The sequence below is a fragment of the Falsirhodobacter sp. alg1 genome (assembly GCF_000739715.2).
Taxonomy (GTDB): Bacteria; Pseudomonadota; Alphaproteobacteria; order Rhodobacterales; family Rhodobacteraceae; genus Falsirhodobacter.
Window position 1 is genome coordinate 756,512 of the sequence record NZ_BBJC02000001.1, and the last position, 16,385, is coordinate 772,896.

Sequence of the window (16,385 nt, forward strand, 5' to 3'; positions counted from 1 at the left end):
TAATCAGGCTTTCGGCTTAACGCTCGGGGGATACACAAGGCAAGGGGCCAGCAATGGAACAGCATACCAATCCGATCAATCCGCTACCTTGGGTGGTGTGGCTGCTGGCACTGCCGATCATCGCACTGGAAGTGGTGTTCGCGCTGGGCCAATCGGGGCTATCGGGAAATGCGGCCGCGATTGGCTGGCGTTTGTCGGCGCTGGAATCCTATTCGTTTTTTCCGCAGATCCTGCAGGCGATGTGGGCCAATAGCGATTGGCCGCCCGAACAGTTGATGCGGTTCGTGACCTATCCCTTTGTGCAGGGCTCCTTTACCCAGGCCATCTTTGCGGTCGTGATCCTGCTGGCGCTGGGCAAGATGGTGGGGGAGGTCTTCCGCCCCTGGGCAGTACTGGTGGTCTTCTTTCTGTCCGCCGTTGTCGGGGCAGTGGTTTATGGCGCGCTGCCGAATGTGCAGGCACCGTTGATCGGGGCGTATCCAGCCGTCTACGGGCTGATCGGCGCATTCACATTTCTGCTTTGGGTGCGGCTGGCGGGATCGGGGTCGCAATATCGCGCGTTTTCCCTGATCGGGGTGCTGCTGGGGGTGCAACTGTTGTTTGCAGCCCTGTTCGGTACGGGGCTGCAATGGGTCGGTGATCTGGCCGGTTTTGCAACGGGCTTCCTGGTATCCTTTGTCGTCAGCCCCGGCGGGACGGCACGGGTTCTGGCGCGGTTGCGTCAGCGCTGACGACGCAGGGCGGATTTCATGTCGGTGGGCCGGAAGGCCCCCAGAATGAACGCGGCCCCGAAATAGCTGATGATGCCAAGGGCCACCAGCAGCGCCAGTGCGGCATAGCGAAGCCCCTCGGTGGCCAGGGGCGTGGCCAGCAGGCGCGCCGCGCCCCAAAGCACCCCCCCCATGATGCCGGAGGCCAGGATGATGCGTGGCAGACGCTGGCGCAGGCGGGTATCGGCACGAACGGCCTCACCCATTCCGCGGGCCCCCCACCACAGCTGGGCAAACATGACCCAGCCGGAAACGGTCGTGGCAAGGGCTGCCGCCATGAACCCCATGACGGGCATCATGCCGACGGCAAAGCCCACGTTCACCACCATGGACCAGACAGCGAAGCGGAAGGGGCTACGGGTATCTTCGCGGGCGTAATACAGGGGCTGGAACAGTTTGTGCAGAACGAAGGCCGGTAGCCCCAATCCATAGGCTGCCAGCACCATCGCCGTATTTTGCGCATCCTGCGGGCTGAACTGCCCGCGCTGGTACAGAACCGATGTCAACGGCAAGGCCAGGACGACCAATGCCACGGCGGCAGGCAGGGTCAGCAATGCGGCAAATTCCATTCCGCGGTTGAAACTGGCGCGCCCGCCCTCGGCGTCGCCCGCCCGCAGGCGGCGCGACAGTTCGGGCAGCAGTACCGTTCCGATGGCAATCCCCACCACGCCCAGAGGTAATTGGTACAGGCGGTCGGCATAGGACAGCCAGCCCACGGCCCCTTCGGTAAAGCTGGCCACCTGACGGCCAACCAGCAGGTTTACCTGCACCACGCCCCCTGCCAGAACGGCGGGGCCGGCGATGATCAGCAACCGTTTAAGTTCCGGTGTCATCCGGGGGCGTCCGGGGATGAACGTGTATCCGGCACGCCGTGCGGCCCACCATGTGAATGCGAATTGGGCCACGCCGGTTACCGGCACGGTCCATGCCAGTGTCAGGCCCATGTCCCATCCGGCGCGATCGGCCAGCAGCATGGCGGCGATGAAAATCAGGTTCATCATGACCGGGACAAGCGTCGCCTCGGTGAACCTGCCATGCGTGTTCAGCACACCGGAGATCAGGGCGACCAGCGAGATGAACAGGATATAGACAAAACCGATCCGCCCGTATTCCACAGCCAGCCCGAAGCGTTCATCTCCGACGAAGCCCGAGGCCATCAGCCATACCAGCCCCGGCATCGCGATCGTACCGATCAGCGTGACTGCCAGAAGCACGCTGCCCAATCCGTTGAAGGCATCGCGGGCAAAACGCTGCGGATCCTCGTTGGCCTCCACCTTCTTGGCGAACATCGGCACGAAGGCCATGTTGAACGCGCCCTCGGCAAAGAACCGGCGGAACATATTGGGCAGGGAGAACGCGACAAGGAACGCCTCTGCCACCGGCCCCGCGCCCAGATAGGCGGCCATCATCACATCACGTACAAAGCCCGCCAAACGCGACCCGAACGTCCATCCACCCACGGTCAGAAAGCCGCGCACAAGGCTGCGGCTCATCTGCCGGCCCTTTTGACGCCATCTTTCATGGCTTGGCGCAATTTGGCCTCAAGGCTCTCTCGGCGGGATCGGTTATGCAGTTTCAAGCCGAACATATCTTTCACATAGAAGGTATCGACGACCTGCGCGCCATAGGTCGCGATCTGGGCCGAGGCAATATAGACGTTATCGGCAGCCAGCGTCCGCGTCAGGTCATGCAGCAGGCCCGGGCGGTCGCGGGTGTCGACCTCGATGATCGTGTAGATCTCGGATCCGTCATTGTCGAAAACGACATGCGTGGGAAAGCGGAAAGCACTGTCGCGCTTCTTCACCTTGTCGCGATCGGCAAAGGCCTCCCGTGCCACGACCTCCCCCTTCAGGATACGCTCGATCAGCAGCCGCAGGCGGGGCAGGCGGGCCATGTCGTAGGGGGCGCCGTCCCCGTCCTGTATCCAGAAGGCCGCCGTGGCATAGCCGTCCTTCGATGTATAGGTGCGGGCATCGACGATATTTGCCCCGGCCAATGCAAGCGCACCGGCAAGGCGGGAGAAGATGCCCGGATGGTCTGCCAGCGCAAAACAGGCGCGGGTGGCGGCGCGGTCCGGCTCGGCATCCAGATCGATCCGGATTTCATCATCGCCCAGATCGCGCAGCAGGTGGGCAAAGGTGATCTGCGCCTCGGTCGGCAATCCCTGCCAGTAGGGGGGGTAATGGCGCGACATCTCGGTGCGCAGGGCCTTCGGGTCCCAATCCTTCAACGCGGTACGCAGGGCACGGCGGGCTTCACCCTCACGGTGCTGGCGGTTCAGGGTTTCAAGCCCACCCTCCAGCGCCGTTTCGGTATCACGGTAGAGCTGGCGCAAAAGCTGCGCCTTCCAGTTATTCCATGTGCCGGGGCCGACGCCGATGATGTCGCAGGTGGTGATGACGGTCAGCAGATCCAGCCGCCGCCGCGATTTCACGGCCTTGGCGAAATCCGCCACGGTCCGCGGGTCCGAGATGTCGCGCTTTTGCGCCACGTCGGACATCAGGAGGTGATGGCGCACCAGCCATTCGACCGTTTCCGATTCCTCGGCAGAGAGGCCTAGACGCGGGGCAACGCGCCGGGCGATCTGGGCCCCCAGGATCGAATGGTCCTCGGGGCGGCCCTTGCCGATGTCGTGCAGCAGCAGCGCAACATACAGAATGCGTCGCGATGCACTGTCGCCCAATGTGCTGATGGCAAAGGGCAGGTCATCCGCCCATTCCCCGCCCTCCATCTGGGCCAGGGTAGAGATGCATTGGATCGTATGCTCGTCCACCGTGTAATGGTGGTACACGTTGAACTGCATCATCGCCACAATGCGCCCGAATTCCGGGATGAACGCGCCCAGAACCCCCAGTTCGTTCATGGAACGCAAGATGCGTTCGGGGTTGCCGTATTTCAGCAGGATATCGAGGAATATCCGGTGCGCCTCACGGTCCTGCGCCATGCCGTCCTCGATCATCGGCAGGTTCGCCGCGATCAGTCGCAGGGTGTCGGGGTGCATCATGTATCCGGTACGCAGAACCTCTTCGAAGATGCGCAGGATATTGCGTTTGTCGGCCAGAAAGGCCGCGGGATCGCGCGGTTCGATGCGGCCGAAGTTCAGTCGCCATTCCGGGCGCACTGTCCGGCGTCGGCGGATAAGGCCGATCAGTGCGGGTTCACGCTTGGCATGGCGCGCCTCGAGTTCCGCAAGAAAGACGCTTGTCAGCTCTCCGACGCGGGTGGCCTGACGGAAATAATCCTGCATGAACCGTTCGACCGCGCGGCGGCCGGGCAGATCCTCGTAGCCCATACGGTGGGCCACCTCTACCTGCATGTCGAATGTCAGCTGGTCCACCGCGCGACCGGCCGCGTAATGCAGATGCGACCGCACGGTCCAGAGAAAGTCTTCGGCGGCGCGGAAGAGGTTGTACTCTTCGCGGGTAAACAGATCTGCGGCAACCAGCCCTTCGGCACGGGGAACACGGTGCAGGTATTTCCCGATCCAGTACAGGGTCTGCAGGTCCCGCAGTCCGCCTTTACCTTCCTTCACATTCGGCTCCAGCACATAGCGCTGGCCGCCCTGGCGCAGGTGGCGGGCGGCGCGTTCCGCCAGCTTTGCCTCGATGAATTCCGGGCCGGACCGTCGGAACAACTCTGTCCACAGGCGTTCGGACAACTCGTCGGCCAAGGCCTCGTTGCCGGTCAGGTAGCGACGCTCCAGCAGGGCCGTGCGGATGGTGATATCCTCGCGTGCCATGTTCAGACAATCGCGGATATTGCGGGTGGAATGGCCGACCTTCAACTTCAGATCCCACAGGATATAAAGCGTGGCCTCGATCACGGCACGGTCCTGATCGGTACTGCGGGGCGGGGTCAGGAACAGCAGGTCCACATCGGAATGGGGGGCCATTTCGGCACGGCCATATCCACCGACTGCCAGCAGGCCCAGATGCAATGTCGCATCCCGCGGGCCGACGTGGCGCTGTGCCAGACGGAATGCCGTCACGACCAGTGCATCGGTCAGATGGGCCTGTCCGGTGATCAGCGCGCGGGCGTGTCGGGGGTGGTCGGCAAATGCCGCCGCCAGCTTTGCCTCGGTGCCGGTGCGGGTGGCGGACAGATGCCGGACTGCGACATCACGTATGGCGCGCGGGTCCATATCCGGCGTCAGCTCAGCCTCGATCGCCGTCAGAAGATCGTCGACCCCCGGAAGGGCCGACGGGTTGGAAAGGATGGTTCCTGTGTCCGGCTCAGAAGCCGAAACCACCGCGGAAGCTGGTTGGGGCAGGGTCAATCACACGCACCTGGTTGTTGGAGATTTGCGAGATGGCAAGCGCACGTTCATTGGTCCCGTTGCTGAGCAGGCGGAACGCGCCGCTGGTGCCGGCAAAGCCGGAGCCCTGGGTCAATGTGGATGCATTGATCGGGCGGCCTGCCTTGACCAAGGCACCGATGGCCGCGATGCCGTCATAGGCCAGACCGGAGATCGGATGCGGGGCGGCGCTGTAGGCCTGGGTGTAACGGCTGACGTATTGGCCCCATGCATTCGGATCGGGCTGGGCGAACCAGCCCCCCTGAACGCCCGGCAGGGATTGCGTCTGTGTCGGGATATCCCAACGCGTCAGACCGATGAATTGCACCATGTCGGGGGACAGGCCCTCATCGCGCAGGGACTGGCTGATCATGGGCAGCGCGCCTGCCGAATCCGCTGTCAGGAAGACCGAATTGGCGTTTGCGGCCTGCGCCCGCTCGGCGATGCCACCGGCGGCATTGCGGATGCCGTTCTGCGAGAAGTCATATCCCTCTTGCGCCACGACAGCCACGCCTGCCTGCTGTGCACCGGCGGCAATGGCGGCACGGCCAGCCTCGCCTGCGGCATTACGGTCATAGACGATTGCCATGCGGCCCGCATCATGCGAGGCGGCATAGCCTGCCAGACGGCGCGCCGTATTCTCGAATGTCTGGCCCAGAACAAACACATTGCCGCCGGCAATGGAGGTGTTGTTGGAAAATGCCAGAACGCTGATGCTCTGCGGTGCGACGGCATGGCCCACCGCATTCGCCTCGGCGGCATAAAGCGGGCCAAGGATGACGGCGGCCCCTTCGGATACGGCACGGGAGGCCTGCTGCGCTGCCACCGAGGCCTGGCCGGACGTCGGATAGACCCGCAGTTCGATCTGGCTTTGACCCAGGTCACGGATTGCCAGGCGGGCGGCGTTTTCCAGCGCCTTGGCCAGATCCTCATCGCTGGCGCGGCCCGAGCCTGACGGGACGAGCAGGGCCACCTGCACCGGCTGGTTGCGGCTGACCGAAGACGTTCCGGCGGTACTCAGAGGTTCGCAAGCGGCCAAGGCCAGAGCGGAGAGAGCCAGAAGGGTCTGGCCCGCCATCTTGCGGGCGCGGCTGAAAACAGACAACATTCGGTACGTTCCTCATTTCGGGGACACAACTTTACGTGAGAGACTACGGTTTCTGCGGACACATGGCAATGAGCGGAAGGATATCTTGATGGCGGACGGCGTGGCATTGGCCCCCGGCCTGTATTTTGTGGCCACCCCCATCGGGGCAGCGCGTGACATCACGTTGCGCGCGCTGGATATTCTGCGGGACGCGGATGTTCTGGCGGCAGAGGATACGCGCACCCTGCGGCACCTGATGGAAATTCACGGCATTCCGCTGAACAACCGTCAGATCATTGCCTGCCACGACCATAACGAGGCGCAGGTGGGCGGGCGTCTGATCCGGGTTCTGGCCGAGGGGAAAAGCGTGGCCTATGCCTCGGAGGCGGGCACGCCGCTTGTCTCCGATCCCGGATTCCAGCTGTCGCGTGCGGTGATCGCCGAAGGGATCGCGGTGCATACGGCCCCCGGCCCGTCGGCGGTCATTGCCGCACTGACGGTGGCCGGCTTGCCGTCGGACCGGTTCCTGTTTGCGGGGTTTCTGCCCGCCACACGGGCCGCGCGCCAGAAGGCCCTGCGCGAGGTGGCCGGCGTGCAGGCCACGCTGATATTTTACGAATCGCCCCGCCGTCTGGCGGCCTGTCTTGTGGATATGGCCGAGGTTTACGGCGATCGTGATGCGGTGGTGTGCCGCGAGCTGACGAAACGGTTCGAGGAGATCACCCGCGACACCTTGCCCGCATTGGCCGAAACCTATGCCGCGCGGGAGGTGAAGGGTGAAATTGTGGTGCTGGTGGATCGGGGCGTGGTCGAGGCGCCCGCCGAGGAGGATATCGAGGCCGCCTTGCGGGCCGCGCTGCAGACCGCTTCGGTCAAGGATGCCTCTGCCGCGGTGGCGGCACGTCTGGGCCTGCCAAAGCGTGACGTGTACCAGATGGCGCTGCGCCTGACATGACCGCCGCGAACTACCATGCGGGGCTGGCGGCCGAGGGAATTGTCATTCGCCACTATGCCCTGCCGGTGGCGGCCCAACGCTGGCGTGGGCCTGCGGGGGAAATCGATCTGATCCTGCGGGACGGGGCCACGGTGATATTCGTGGAGGTAAAGGCCGGAAAACGGGCGGCCCACGCCCTCCGGCCTGCCCAGATCGCGCGGATACGCGCCTCTGCGCTGGCGTTTCTGGCGGATGAGCCGATGGGCCAGCGCACCGATTGCAGGTTTGACGTTGCGTTGGTTGATCCGGAGGGGCGGGTCGAGGTGATTTCCAACGTCCTTGGCTGATTGCAACCGCCCCGCGTTTCGGCCACAGATAGGGCCACACAACAGGAGTTGACGATGAAAGTCGCCTTCCAGATGGACCCTATCGGGTCAGTCAACATAGACGGGGACAGCACGTTCCGCATCGCGCTTGAGGCGCAGGAGCGGGGGCATGAGCTGTTCCATTACCACCCCGAGCATCTGGCCTTTGACGAGGGCCGGATCACGGCGCGCGGCCAATGGATGACGCTGCGGCGTGAAAAGGGCAACCACGTTACCCTTGGGGAAACCGTGGTCGTCAATCTGGCGGATTTCGACGTGGTCTGGCTGCGTCAGGACCCGCCGTTCGATATGGGCTACATCACATCCACCCACCTGCTGGACATGCTGCCCCCCAGCGTGCAGGTGGTGAACAATCCGTTCTGGGTGCGCAACTATCCCGAAAAGCTGCTGGTACTGACGTTCCCCGAACTGACGCCGCCCACGATGATTGCCCGGGATCTGGCAACGATCCGCGAGTTCAAGGCACGCCATGGCGACATCATCCTGAAGCCGCTTTATGGCAACGGCGGGGCGGGAGTATTCCGCCTGGATGCGAATGATCGCAATCTTTCGTCCCTGCATGAAATGTTCACGGGCATGAGCAGGGAGCCCCTGATCGTCCAGAAATTCCTGCCTGCGGTTTCCAAGGGGGACAAGCGGGTCATTCTGGTAAACGGGGAACCGATCGGCGCGATCAACCGCGTTCCGCAGGAAGGCGAGACACGGTCGAACATGCATGTGGGCGGACGCGCCGAGAAGGTGGAGCTGACCGCACGGGATCGCGAGATCTGCGCGGCAATCGGCCCGACCCTGCGGGAAAAGGGACAGCTGTTCGTGGGTATCGACGTGATCGGTGACTGGCTGACCGAGATCAACGTGACATCGCCCACCGGCCTGCAGGAGCTGGAGCGATTTGATGGCACCAACGGGGCCGGCCTTATCTGGGATGCGATAGAGGCCAAGGCCTGAACCTATGAAAAAGCCCGCCGGTCTGGCGGGCTTTTTTTATTTCGTCAGGATCAGTTTGCCAGCGCGGGTGATCCGTAGGCTGTAGATCTGGCCGTTGAGCACGATCCGCGCCTGATTGCCGCCATCCGTCAGGTGGTTGGCATCATGTACCGGCATGCTGTTGTCGATAAAGGCGGAAATATCGGTCATGGCATTCATGCTTAACGCTCCATTCTGTCGATAAGGGCAGAAAACCCGAAGCCCGGGGCAATACCTGCCAGAAACTGGCGCAGCATATCCCACGGCCCCGGATCGGGGGTTTGGCGAGTATCGGCGTGATTTTCATACATGGGACACCCGCAGGAAAGGAATCGGTTGGTTGCTCAACTCTATGCCCTAAAGTTGAGTGAAAAGGTCGGTTGTGTAAAGCCTTATTCTTTTACTCGGAAATAAAAGCGGCGTTTCGTCGCGTTTGGTTCGGGCCAGGCACACCCCATATCGGAAGGGACCTGTGAATGGAGGACGCTATGAAGAACGCAAAATCGTTGCTGGACGGGCTGTTGGGTGGAATGGGCAATACTGGCAGTGCCGGGGGCCTTGGTGGTTTGCTGGGCGGCGGACAATCGGGTTCGGGCGGTCTGGGCGGTTTGCTGGGTGGCGGACAATCCGGTGGTTTGGGTCAGTTGGCCGGACAGGCGCGGGAGATGCTGGGCAAACAGTCCGGCATGACGAAGGTTGCGGCAGGCGGTGGCCTTCTGGCCCTGCTTCTGGGCAGCAAGGGCACCCGCAAGATGGCCGGAAGCGCCCTGCGGATGGGTGGTACGGCAGTCATCGGTGCGCTGGCCTATCGCGCATGGCAGGATTGGCAGGCTGGCAAACCGGCCGAGGTTTCGCAGGCAGCACCTGCAGCCGAACTGCCAGCCCCCGAGGGAACGCCCTTCATGCCCGACAACGAGGACGCAGCCGATGATCTGGCGACACGTCTGGTACAGGCCATGGTGTCGGCGGCCAAGGCCGACGGGCATATCACGGATACCGAACGGGCACAGATTACCGAGCAACTGGGTCTGATCGGGCTGGATGCCGAAGCCGAAGAGCTGATCGCGTCGGAATTGAACAAACCGCTGGATGTGGGGCATGTCGCGGGTCTGGCCTCCACCCCCGAAGAAGCAGCCGAGATCTACGCGGCATCCCTGTTGGTGGTCGATCCCGAAGGCCCCGCTGAAAAAGGCTATCTGGCCATGCTGGCCGCGCGGATGAAGATGGAGCCGGAGCTGGTCAGCCATCTGCACGCGCGCGTCGCGTCTCTTTCCTGACCTTGCCGCGCCCTCCGTTTTCTGCTTCGACAGACAGGCAGCAGACCGGAGGGTACGATGCGCGTGTTTCTAAACGGATTTGGCCGGATAGGCCGCTCGGTTCTGCGTGCATGGGCAAAGGGTGGCTGGCCCGGCATCACGATTGTCGGAATCAATGATATCGCCACGCCGGAAATGTGCGCATATCTGTTTGAATATGACAGCGTGTTCGGCCCTTGGCCCGGAACGGTAAAGCTGGAGGCGGGGGCGCTGGTGGTCGATGGCCACGCGTTTCCCCTGCATCGTACGCATGATCTCTCCACTTTGGATCTGCGGGGTGTCGATCTGGTGCTGGAATGCACGGGCCATGCAAATGCGCGCGATATTGCGGAACGGGGCCTGGCTGCGGGGGCAGGCCGCGTGCTGATTTCCGGCCCTTTGGCGGCGGCGGATATCACGGTCGTACTGGGGGCGAACGATTCTGCGGTTCATGCCGGGCATCGCATCATCTCCAATGCCTCCTGCACCACAAATGCCGTAGCCCCCCTGATGGATCTGCTGGACCGGCATTGGAGGATTGTGACCGGTACGATGACAACGATCCACTGCTATACCGGCAGCCAGCCGACGGTGGATGCCCCTGCTGCCGATTTTGCGCGCTCTCGTGCAGCGGCCCTGTCGATGGTACCGACCACAACCTCGGCGCAGCGATTGGTGGATGAGGTGTTGCCCCATCTGGCCGGGCGGGTGCTGGGGTCGGCAGTCAGGGTGCCCGTCGCCTCGGTGTCAGCGGTGGATCTGGCTGTCATGACCGAACGGCCCATATCTGCAGAGGCTGTGAATTCGGTGTTTCGCACGGCAGGCGGGGTTATCGGGGCAACCGACAGGCCATTGGTCAGCTCCGATCTGCGGGCGCGGGGGGAAAGCATCATCATGGCCTGTCCCGAAACACGGGTCACACCGCAAGGAATGCTGCGGGTGTTCGGCTGGTACGATAACGAATGGGGCTTTTCCAACCGGATGCTGGATATGGCAACACGGCTTTAGGTCGGCAGGGGCTCTTCCAGCTTCAGCCACCCTTCGGGGGCGCGGCGGAACCGGACATTGGCCGTTACCGCGAATTTGCCATCGGCCCCGGCTGAAATGGCCTGAACTGCAATTTCGGGACGGCTGACATCCAGCACGTTGAAGCTGTTCTCCTCGTTTCGCAGGCGATTGGACAGCCCGGTGCCCGCTTGCACGAACAAAAGGCCCGGCGCGGTGGTAAAGGGGCTGATATGGGTGCGATGGATATGCCCGCATAGAACCACGTCGGCACCGCATTCGGCCAGCCCCCTCAGGGCGGCGGCGGCCCCCTTCATCAGCGTCTTGTCCGATCCTTCCAGATGTTCGGGCGGATGGTGCATTACCACGACCCTTGCCCTGTCCCCCGCGTCGGCGAAAATCCCGCAGACCCTCTGCAGATCCTCGTCCGAGAAACGGCCTGCCTGATGCACCCAGGGGTTTGCAGTATTCACTCCTGCAACAACCATCCGGTCATCCTGATACGTGGTTTCCAGATCCTGGTTGATGTATTTTCGATACCTGCTCCACGGGCGGATCATACGGACGAACAGGTTGTCCAAAGGGGTGTCATGGTTTCCGGGGACAGTCAGAACCTTAGCATCGATACGCTTTATGAATGCCGCTGCCTCTCGGAACTGGCTATGCCGGGCGCGTTGCGTGAAATCCCCCGAAATGACGCAAAGATCCGGCTTCAGCCGGTTGGTCTGCTGGATCAACGGTTCCAGCAGGGCAGGGGAAGTTCGGCCGAAATGGAGGTCGGACAGATGGACGATGCGCCTCATGGGGTATCCACCGTGTCTGCCTCATCCGGCAGGATGATCGACAGGGCATCCGGCATGATCCGAAAATCGAGAGGTGTTTCCATACGGGACTTCTCACCGTCATAAGCCACCAGAAGCTGGTTCTTGGGGGTGGAGATGGTGGCATGACCGGTATGGATCAGATCAACGTCCCGTCCCAGCTTTACGCCGCGGAACAGCAACCGCCACGTCAGCTTCAGCAATGCCCGCCGCCCTTCGGCATGTGCCACGAACAGCACCAGATCATCATTCGAGATTTCTTCACCGCCGGGCAGGCCGAACCGTTCCAGCTGATAGGCCGATCGCGCAACGAAGATCAGCGGTGTATTCAGCACCCGCGTTTCCGTGGGGGTCCGGAGGGTCACGTTCCACGGTTTCCGGTACCGCATGAATGTTTTCAGCACGGACCAATGCGCGGCCAGCCGCCAACGGCCATAACGCGCATAGACCGATTCACGCTGCTTCAGGATGGAGGGATAGATGCCCAGACTGGCGTTGTTCAGGAATACCTGTCCGTTCACTGTTCCAACGGCAATACGGTGGGGATGACCGTTCAGGATGGCACGTGCTGCGGCGTCCGGTTCCTGAGGCAGTCTGAGGCCTCTGGCATAATAGTTGAAGGTTCCAAGCGGCAGAACGGCAAGGTTCGCATCGGTTCCCGCAAGGGCATTCGCCACGCCCATAATCGTTCCGTCACCACCCGCTGCAACAATCGTCGTAAATCCGTCGGCAACCGCCTCCTTGACGGTTTGCGCCAGATCCTCGCCCATCTTCCAGCGGCGCAGCGTGGCCGTGCCGAAAACCTGCATGGCCGTGTCGATTGCTTCGGCATCACGGCTGTTGCGCCCTGAATGCGGGTTGGCGATCACACAGATCGAGGCGGGATCAACGGGCATTGCGGTCTCCAGTAACGTCACCCGTCAACGCAGAAGGGGCGGGATGTGGTTCCCGCCCCTCATGGTTCAATCCTTCCGGGTCATGCAGTCGGTCAGGGTATCTACCAGATCCTGCATCATTGTGGCGTAAAGATCTGCGTCTTGCGTCAGGCTGGTTCCTTCCGGATCCAATGCGCCGCCGAGGTGGACACCCGCATCATCGGCCATCTGTTGCGCCAGCTTCGGATCGTGCTGCTTTTCAGGGAAGATGCAGGTGGCCGGACCGGCAGAGGCCCGGATTTCGGCCAGACGCGCCGCCGAGGGGGACGAAGCATCCCCGGCCGAAATTGCCCCTGCAACATTCAGCCCGTAGTGATCGGCCAGATAGTTGTAGGCATCGTGGAACAGCACGATCGGTTGATCGGCCACAGGGGCCAGTTGGGCGGCCAGTTTCTCATCCAGCTCTTTGGTGGCTGCAATCGCGGCATTTGCGTTTGCACGATAGGTTTCCGCGTTTTCAGGGTCGATTTCCGACAGCTCGGTCGCAATCGCATCCAGCCATAGAACCGCATTTTCGGGGTTCAACCATGCGTGGGGGTCGGTCCCTTCATGGTGATGTTCATCTTCGTCATGATCGGCGTGGTCATGACCTTCATGGTCATGCCCCTCGTGATCATGTTCGCCGTGGTCATCATGGCCGTGATCGTCGTGATCGTCATGGTCATCATCTGCATAGCTCAGCAGATGGAGGCCCGAGGTGTTCAGCAGGCGCAGCATCGCGTCGGGGTTCGCAGCCTCTAGCGGACCTGTCAGCCAAGGCGTCATTTCCGGCCCCAGCCAGATAACCAGATCCGCATCCTGCAAGGCACCGGCCTGTGACGGGCGCATCTGGAAATGGTGCGGATCCGCCCCGGCAGGCAGCAGTCCTGTCGGTTTGCCTGTTGTTCCCATGACCTGCGACACCAGCGATGTGACAGGTGCTATATCCGTTACCACCGACGGAGCGGCCAGAGCGGGCGTTGCGAGGCTCGCCAGCAATAACGATATGGTATAACGCATCTCAAGACCTTTCCTAATTTGCGGTGAGGGGTTATATGTAATAACATAACACGTCAAGAGGACTTCATGGCCGAGACGCTCGCCTTTGCCGATCATAACCACGACCATTGCACAGGGGATGGTATCGCGCGGGCCGAGGTTGTTGCCCAGCGCGAAGGCCTGCGCTTGACTCCTGTCCGTCGCCGCACATTGGAAATCCTTCTGGAAGAACACCGCGCGCTGGGCGCGTATGAGGTTCTGCAGCGCCTGTCGGCCGAGGGGTTCGGGCAACAGCCGCCTGTTGCCTATCGTGCACTGGAGTTTCTGGTAGAAAACGGTCTGGCCCATCGTATCCGCAGGTTGAACGCCTTTGCCGCCTGCATGCATCCGGGAGAGGCGCATGCCCCCGCGTTCCTGATCTGCAGTAAATGCAATGCCGTTGCCGAAAGCCCGGCGCAAAGCGTGCGTGCCGCATTGGATGCGGCGGCTGAGGATCTTGGGTTCGTTATCGAACGCAGCAATATCGAAGCACTGGGCCTTTGCCCTCAATGCCGCGTGGCAGCATGACGGCATTGATAGAGGCGCGGGATCTCTGGTTGAAACTGGGGACCCAATCCGTGCTCCGAGGTGTCGATCTGACCCTCGGCGCGGGGGAAATCGTGACGATCGTCGGTCCGAACGGATCGGGTAAATCCACGTTGCTGCGCACGTTGCTGGGCGCGCTGCGGCCGGATCGGGGGCTGGTAACGCGGGCAAAGGGGCTGCGGATCGGATATATTCCGCAACGGCTGGCACTGGATGCCACGCTGCCGCTGAATGTGGCCCGATTTCTGGCCCTGCCGAAATCGAGGGGGCGCGCCGCCACCGCTGCCGCGCTGGCGCGGGTCGATCTGGCGGGGTTCGAGCGTCGTCCGCTGGCCGGCCTGTCGGGCGGGCAGATGCAGCGGGTGCTTCTGGCGCGCGCCTTGCTGGAGGCCCCGCAGGCCATTCTGATGGATGAGCCGACCCAAGGGCTGGATCAACCGGGCGAAGCGGCCTTCTACCGGCTGCTGCAGGAAGTGCGGACCGAAACCGGTGCCGCAGTGCTGATGGTCAGTCATGATCTGCATGTGGTCATGGCGGCATCTGACAGGGTGGTCTGCCTGAACGGTCATGTCTGCTGCGAAGGGGCACCTGCCGTGGTATCCAACGCCCCCGAATACCGTGCGCTGTTCGGCGAGGGGACCCAAGGAGCCCTTGCCCTGTACCGCCACCATCATAATCACGACGGATGTGACCATGCTTGACGACTTTCTGGTGCGTGCCGCCTTGGCGGGGATTGGCGTGTCGCTGGCTACGGGACCGTTGGGCGTTTTTGTCGTGTGGCGTCGAATGGCCTATTTCGGGGATGCCACGGGGCATGCGGCCATTCTGGGCGTGGCGCTGGCGCTGGCGTCAGGATTGCCCATCGGGCTGGGATCGCTGCTGGTTGCGGGGGCGATGGCCCTGACCGTTGCCGCGCTGACGGGGCGGGGTTGGGCCGCGGACACGGTTCTGGGGGTTCTTGCGCATTCCGCGTTGGCCGCAGGGCTGGTGGCAATCAGCTTTGTCCACGGGGTGCGGGTGGATCTGCAAAGCTTTCTGTTCGGGGATATTCTGGCGGTATCACGGATGGACCTGCTGTTCATCTGGGGCGGTGCCCTGCTGGTGGTGGCGCTGATCGCATGGCGGTGGAACAGGCTGCTGCTGTCGAGCGTCAATGCCGATCTGGCCACTGCCGCCGGAGAGAGGCCGGCGCGCGAAACGCTGATCCTGACCGTGGCGCTGGCCGTGGTGGTGGCCTTGTCCCTCAAGATCGTGGGGGCACTGCTGATTTCCGCACTGCTGATCATTCCTGCCGCTGCGGCGCGCCCCTTGGCGCGATCGCCCGAAACCATGGTGGTCTGGGCAACGCTGATGGGGGCAGGGGCGGTTCTGACAGGGCTGTGGTCATCTTTGACCTGGGATGTTCCCGCAGGGCCTGCCATCGTATCGGCCTCGGCCGCGTTGTTTTTGCTGGCGATCATGGTCGGGCGCTTGCGCCGGGCCTGAACATGGAGACGGGCCGAAGGTTTCCCCCGGCCCGTTGATCCTTGATTACCGCTGACGGCGCAGGTTCAGCCATCTCAGCCAGTCCTGCTCGTTTCCGCGAAAGGCATTCAGATCCACGCGGCCCTCGACGCCCGGAACAAGTCCCGTGCCGGTATATTGCCAGAAGTCCCAGTCATGGCCCGGATGAACCTCGGACGGGTGGCCGGCGACCGAGCGCAGCCAGAAATCGGCCCGGACCTGCCACATGCTGTTGTCGCGGAAGAAGTCCACGGTGGAATAGACCACGGGGCGCTGGCCGTAATGCTGTTCCAAGATCGACAGGAACACTTCGGCCTGACGGCGCACCTCGGCTGGTGAGGGGCGGATTCGGCAGGTGCGCGATGTCGGGGTCCATTCCATATCCAGAACGGGCGGCAGATCGCCCGAATGGCGGGGTGCATTGGCGATGAACCACGCAGCCTGCTCTTCTGGTGTGCGGCAGAAATAATAATAGTGATAGGCACCCACGGGCACCCCCGCGGCGCGGGCTGCGTTGCGGTTGGTGATGAACATCGGATCAAGGTAATCGCCGCCCTCGGTTGCCTTGATGAAGGCGAACCTGATTCCATAGGCGCGTGCCGTGGCCCAATCGATGTGCGTCTGATAGCGGGCAACGTCCACACCATGCACGGCATAGGCGGCGGGAACATTGCGGCCACGCCAGGCGTAGGGTGCGGCATCACCGAATTGCGTCGGAATTCCCTGAACGCTGTCGGGTTCGCGGGCACCACAAGCGGCCAGAAGGGCAACCAGCAGCAGGCTTAGTAGACGTATGGAGCGCATGCGATGTCCTGTGGCGAATCAT

The 16,385-nt window shown here is 62.6% G+C and carries 18 protein-coding genes; 9 read left to right on the top strand and 9 right to left on the bottom strand.

Annotated features, from left to right (window positions below; genetic code table 11):
• Positions 1-53 precede the first annotated feature (53 nt).
• Positions 54-731, top strand: coding sequence for a rhomboid family intramembrane serine protease (locus tag TR36_RS03725; RefSeq protein ID WP_045387138.1), 678 nt, complete (start codon positions 54-56; stop codon positions 729-731).
• Here the strand turns inward: TR36_RS03725 and murJ are convergent.
• Genes murJ through TR36_RS03740 form a run of 3 tightly spaced genes read right to left on the bottom strand, consistent with a single transcriptional unit; the run spans position 722 to position 6,172 of the window.
• On the bottom strand, positions 722-2,263 hold the full coding sequence (gene murJ, locus TR36_RS03730; protein ID WP_062762415.1) for a murein biosynthesis integral membrane protein MurJ: 1,542 nt from the start codon (positions 2,261-2,263) through the stop codon (positions 722-724). The two genes, TR36_RS03725 and murJ, sit on opposite strands and share 10 nt — an antisense overlap.
• Positions 2,260-5,046: a [protein-PII] uridylyltransferase gene (locus TR36_RS03735; protein ID WP_062762417.1), complete on the bottom strand. Its 2,787-nt coding sequence runs from the start codon at positions 5,044-5,046 to the stop codon at positions 2,260-2,262. Before TR36_RS03735 ends, murJ begins: the two co-directional genes overlap by 4 nt.
• Positions 5,003-6,172, bottom strand: a complete 1,170-nt coding sequence (locus TR36_RS03740) for a penicillin-binding protein activator (protein WP_045387135.1) — start codon at positions 6,170-6,172, stop codon at positions 5,003-5,005. The genes TR36_RS03735 and TR36_RS03740 overlap by 44 nt, the downstream gene beginning before the upstream one ends.
• Before the next feature lie 88 nt (positions 6,173-6,260).
• On the opposite strand from TR36_RS03740, the gene rsmI reads away from it, so the two are divergent.
• The 3 genes from rsmI to gshB are packed head-to-tail and all read left to right on the top strand — an operon-like array spanning position 6,261 to position 8,419.
• Positions 6,261-7,106, top strand: coding sequence for a 16S rRNA (cytidine(1402)-2'-O)-methyltransferase (gene rsmI, locus TR36_RS03745; RefSeq protein WP_045387132.1), 846 nt, complete (start codon positions 6,261-6,263; stop codon positions 7,104-7,106).
• Complete coding sequence (locus TR36_RS03750; RefSeq protein ID WP_045387130.1) at positions 7,103-7,432, top strand: YraN family protein; 330 nt, start codon at positions 7,103-7,105, stop codon at positions 7,430-7,432. Before rsmI ends, TR36_RS03750 begins: the two co-directional genes overlap by 4 nt.
• Before the next feature lie 54 nt (positions 7,433-7,486).
• Positions 7,487-8,419 (top strand): glutathione synthase, encoded by a 933-nt coding sequence (gene gshB, locus TR36_RS03755; protein ID WP_045387128.1) that lies wholly within the window; start codon positions 7,487-7,489, stop codon positions 8,417-8,419.
• A 36-nt stretch (positions 8,420-8,455) separates the two neighbouring features.
• Here the strand turns inward: gshB and hemP are convergent, their stop codons facing one another.
• Positions 8,456-8,617, bottom strand: a complete 162-nt coding sequence (gene hemP / locus TR36_RS14740) for a hemin uptake protein HemP (protein WP_067397895.1) — start codon at positions 8,615-8,617, stop codon at positions 8,456-8,458.
• Between the two features lie 2 nt (positions 8,618-8,619).
• Positions 8,620-8,748 carry a hypothetical protein gene (locus TR36_RS16320; RefSeq protein ID WP_255357338.1) on the bottom strand — a complete coding sequence of 43 codons (129 nt, stop codon included), beginning with the start codon at positions 8,746-8,748 and terminating at the stop codon, positions 8,620-8,622.
• Positions 8,749-8,925: 177 nt separating this feature from the next.
• Between TR36_RS16320 and TR36_RS03760 the strand changes: the two genes are divergently transcribed.
• Positions 8,926-9,714: a tellurite resistance TerB family protein gene (locus TR36_RS03760; RefSeq protein ID WP_045388676.1), complete on the top strand. Its 789-nt coding sequence runs from the start codon at positions 8,926-8,928 to the stop codon at positions 9,712-9,714.
• A gap of 57 nt (positions 9,715-9,771) precedes the next feature.
• Positions 9,772-10,740 (top strand): type I glyceraldehyde-3-phosphate dehydrogenase, encoded by a 969-nt coding sequence (locus TR36_RS03765; RefSeq protein ID WP_045387126.1) that lies wholly within the window; start codon positions 9,772-9,774, stop codon positions 10,738-10,740.
• Here the strand turns inward: TR36_RS03765 and TR36_RS03770 are convergent.
• The 3 genes from TR36_RS03770 to TR36_RS03780 all read right to left on the bottom strand — a co-directional run bounded on the left by TR36_RS03770 (position 10,737) and on the right by TR36_RS03780 (position 13,492).
• Positions 10,737-11,540, bottom strand: a complete 804-nt coding sequence (locus tag TR36_RS03770) for a metallophosphoesterase (RefSeq protein WP_045387124.1) — start codon at positions 11,538-11,540, stop codon at positions 10,737-10,739. The genes TR36_RS03765 and TR36_RS03770 overlap by 4 nt on opposite strands.
• The gene (locus tag TR36_RS03775; RefSeq protein ID WP_045387121.1) at positions 11,537-12,454 is read right to left on the bottom strand and encodes a diacylglycerol kinase family protein; all 918 of its coding nucleotides are present in this window, start codon (positions 12,452-12,454) and stop codon (positions 11,537-11,539) included. The genes TR36_RS03770 and TR36_RS03775 overlap by 4 nt, the downstream gene beginning before the upstream one ends.
• A gap of 66 nt (positions 12,455-12,520) precedes the next feature.
• The gene (locus tag TR36_RS03780) at positions 12,521-13,492 is read right to left on the bottom strand and encodes a zinc ABC transporter substrate-binding protein (RefSeq protein ID WP_045387118.1); all 972 of its coding nucleotides are present in this window, start codon (positions 13,490-13,492) and stop codon (positions 12,521-12,523) included.
• Between the two features lie 66 nt (positions 13,493-13,558).
• On the opposite strand from TR36_RS03780, the gene TR36_RS03785 reads away from it, so the two are divergent.
• From TR36_RS03785 to TR36_RS03795, 3 genes are read left to right on the top strand one after another with little or no spacing between them, the layout of a single operon-like run.
• On the top strand, positions 13,559-14,038 hold the full coding sequence (locus TR36_RS03785; protein ID WP_045387115.1) for a Fur family transcriptional regulator: 480 nt from the start codon (positions 13,559-13,561) through the stop codon (positions 14,036-14,038).
• Entirely contained in the window at positions 14,035-14,757 is a 723-nt protein-coding gene (locus TR36_RS03790; RefSeq protein WP_062762481.1) for a metal ABC transporter ATP-binding protein, read from the top strand. The genes TR36_RS03785 and TR36_RS03790 overlap by 4 nt, the downstream gene beginning before the upstream one ends.
• Positions 14,750-15,541 (top strand): metal ABC transporter permease, encoded by a 792-nt coding sequence (locus TR36_RS03795; RefSeq protein ID WP_045387109.1) that lies wholly within the window; start codon positions 14,750-14,752, stop codon positions 15,539-15,541. Before TR36_RS03790 ends, TR36_RS03795 begins: the two co-directional genes overlap by 8 nt.
• A gap of 45 nt (positions 15,542-15,586) precedes the next feature.
• Here the strand turns inward: TR36_RS03795 and TR36_RS03800 are convergent, their stop codons facing one another.
• On the bottom strand, positions 15,587-16,363 hold the full coding sequence (locus TR36_RS03800) for a GH25 family lysozyme (protein WP_045387106.1): 777 nt from the start codon (positions 16,361-16,363) through the stop codon (positions 15,587-15,589).
• Positions 16,364-16,385: the final 22 nt, after the last annotated feature.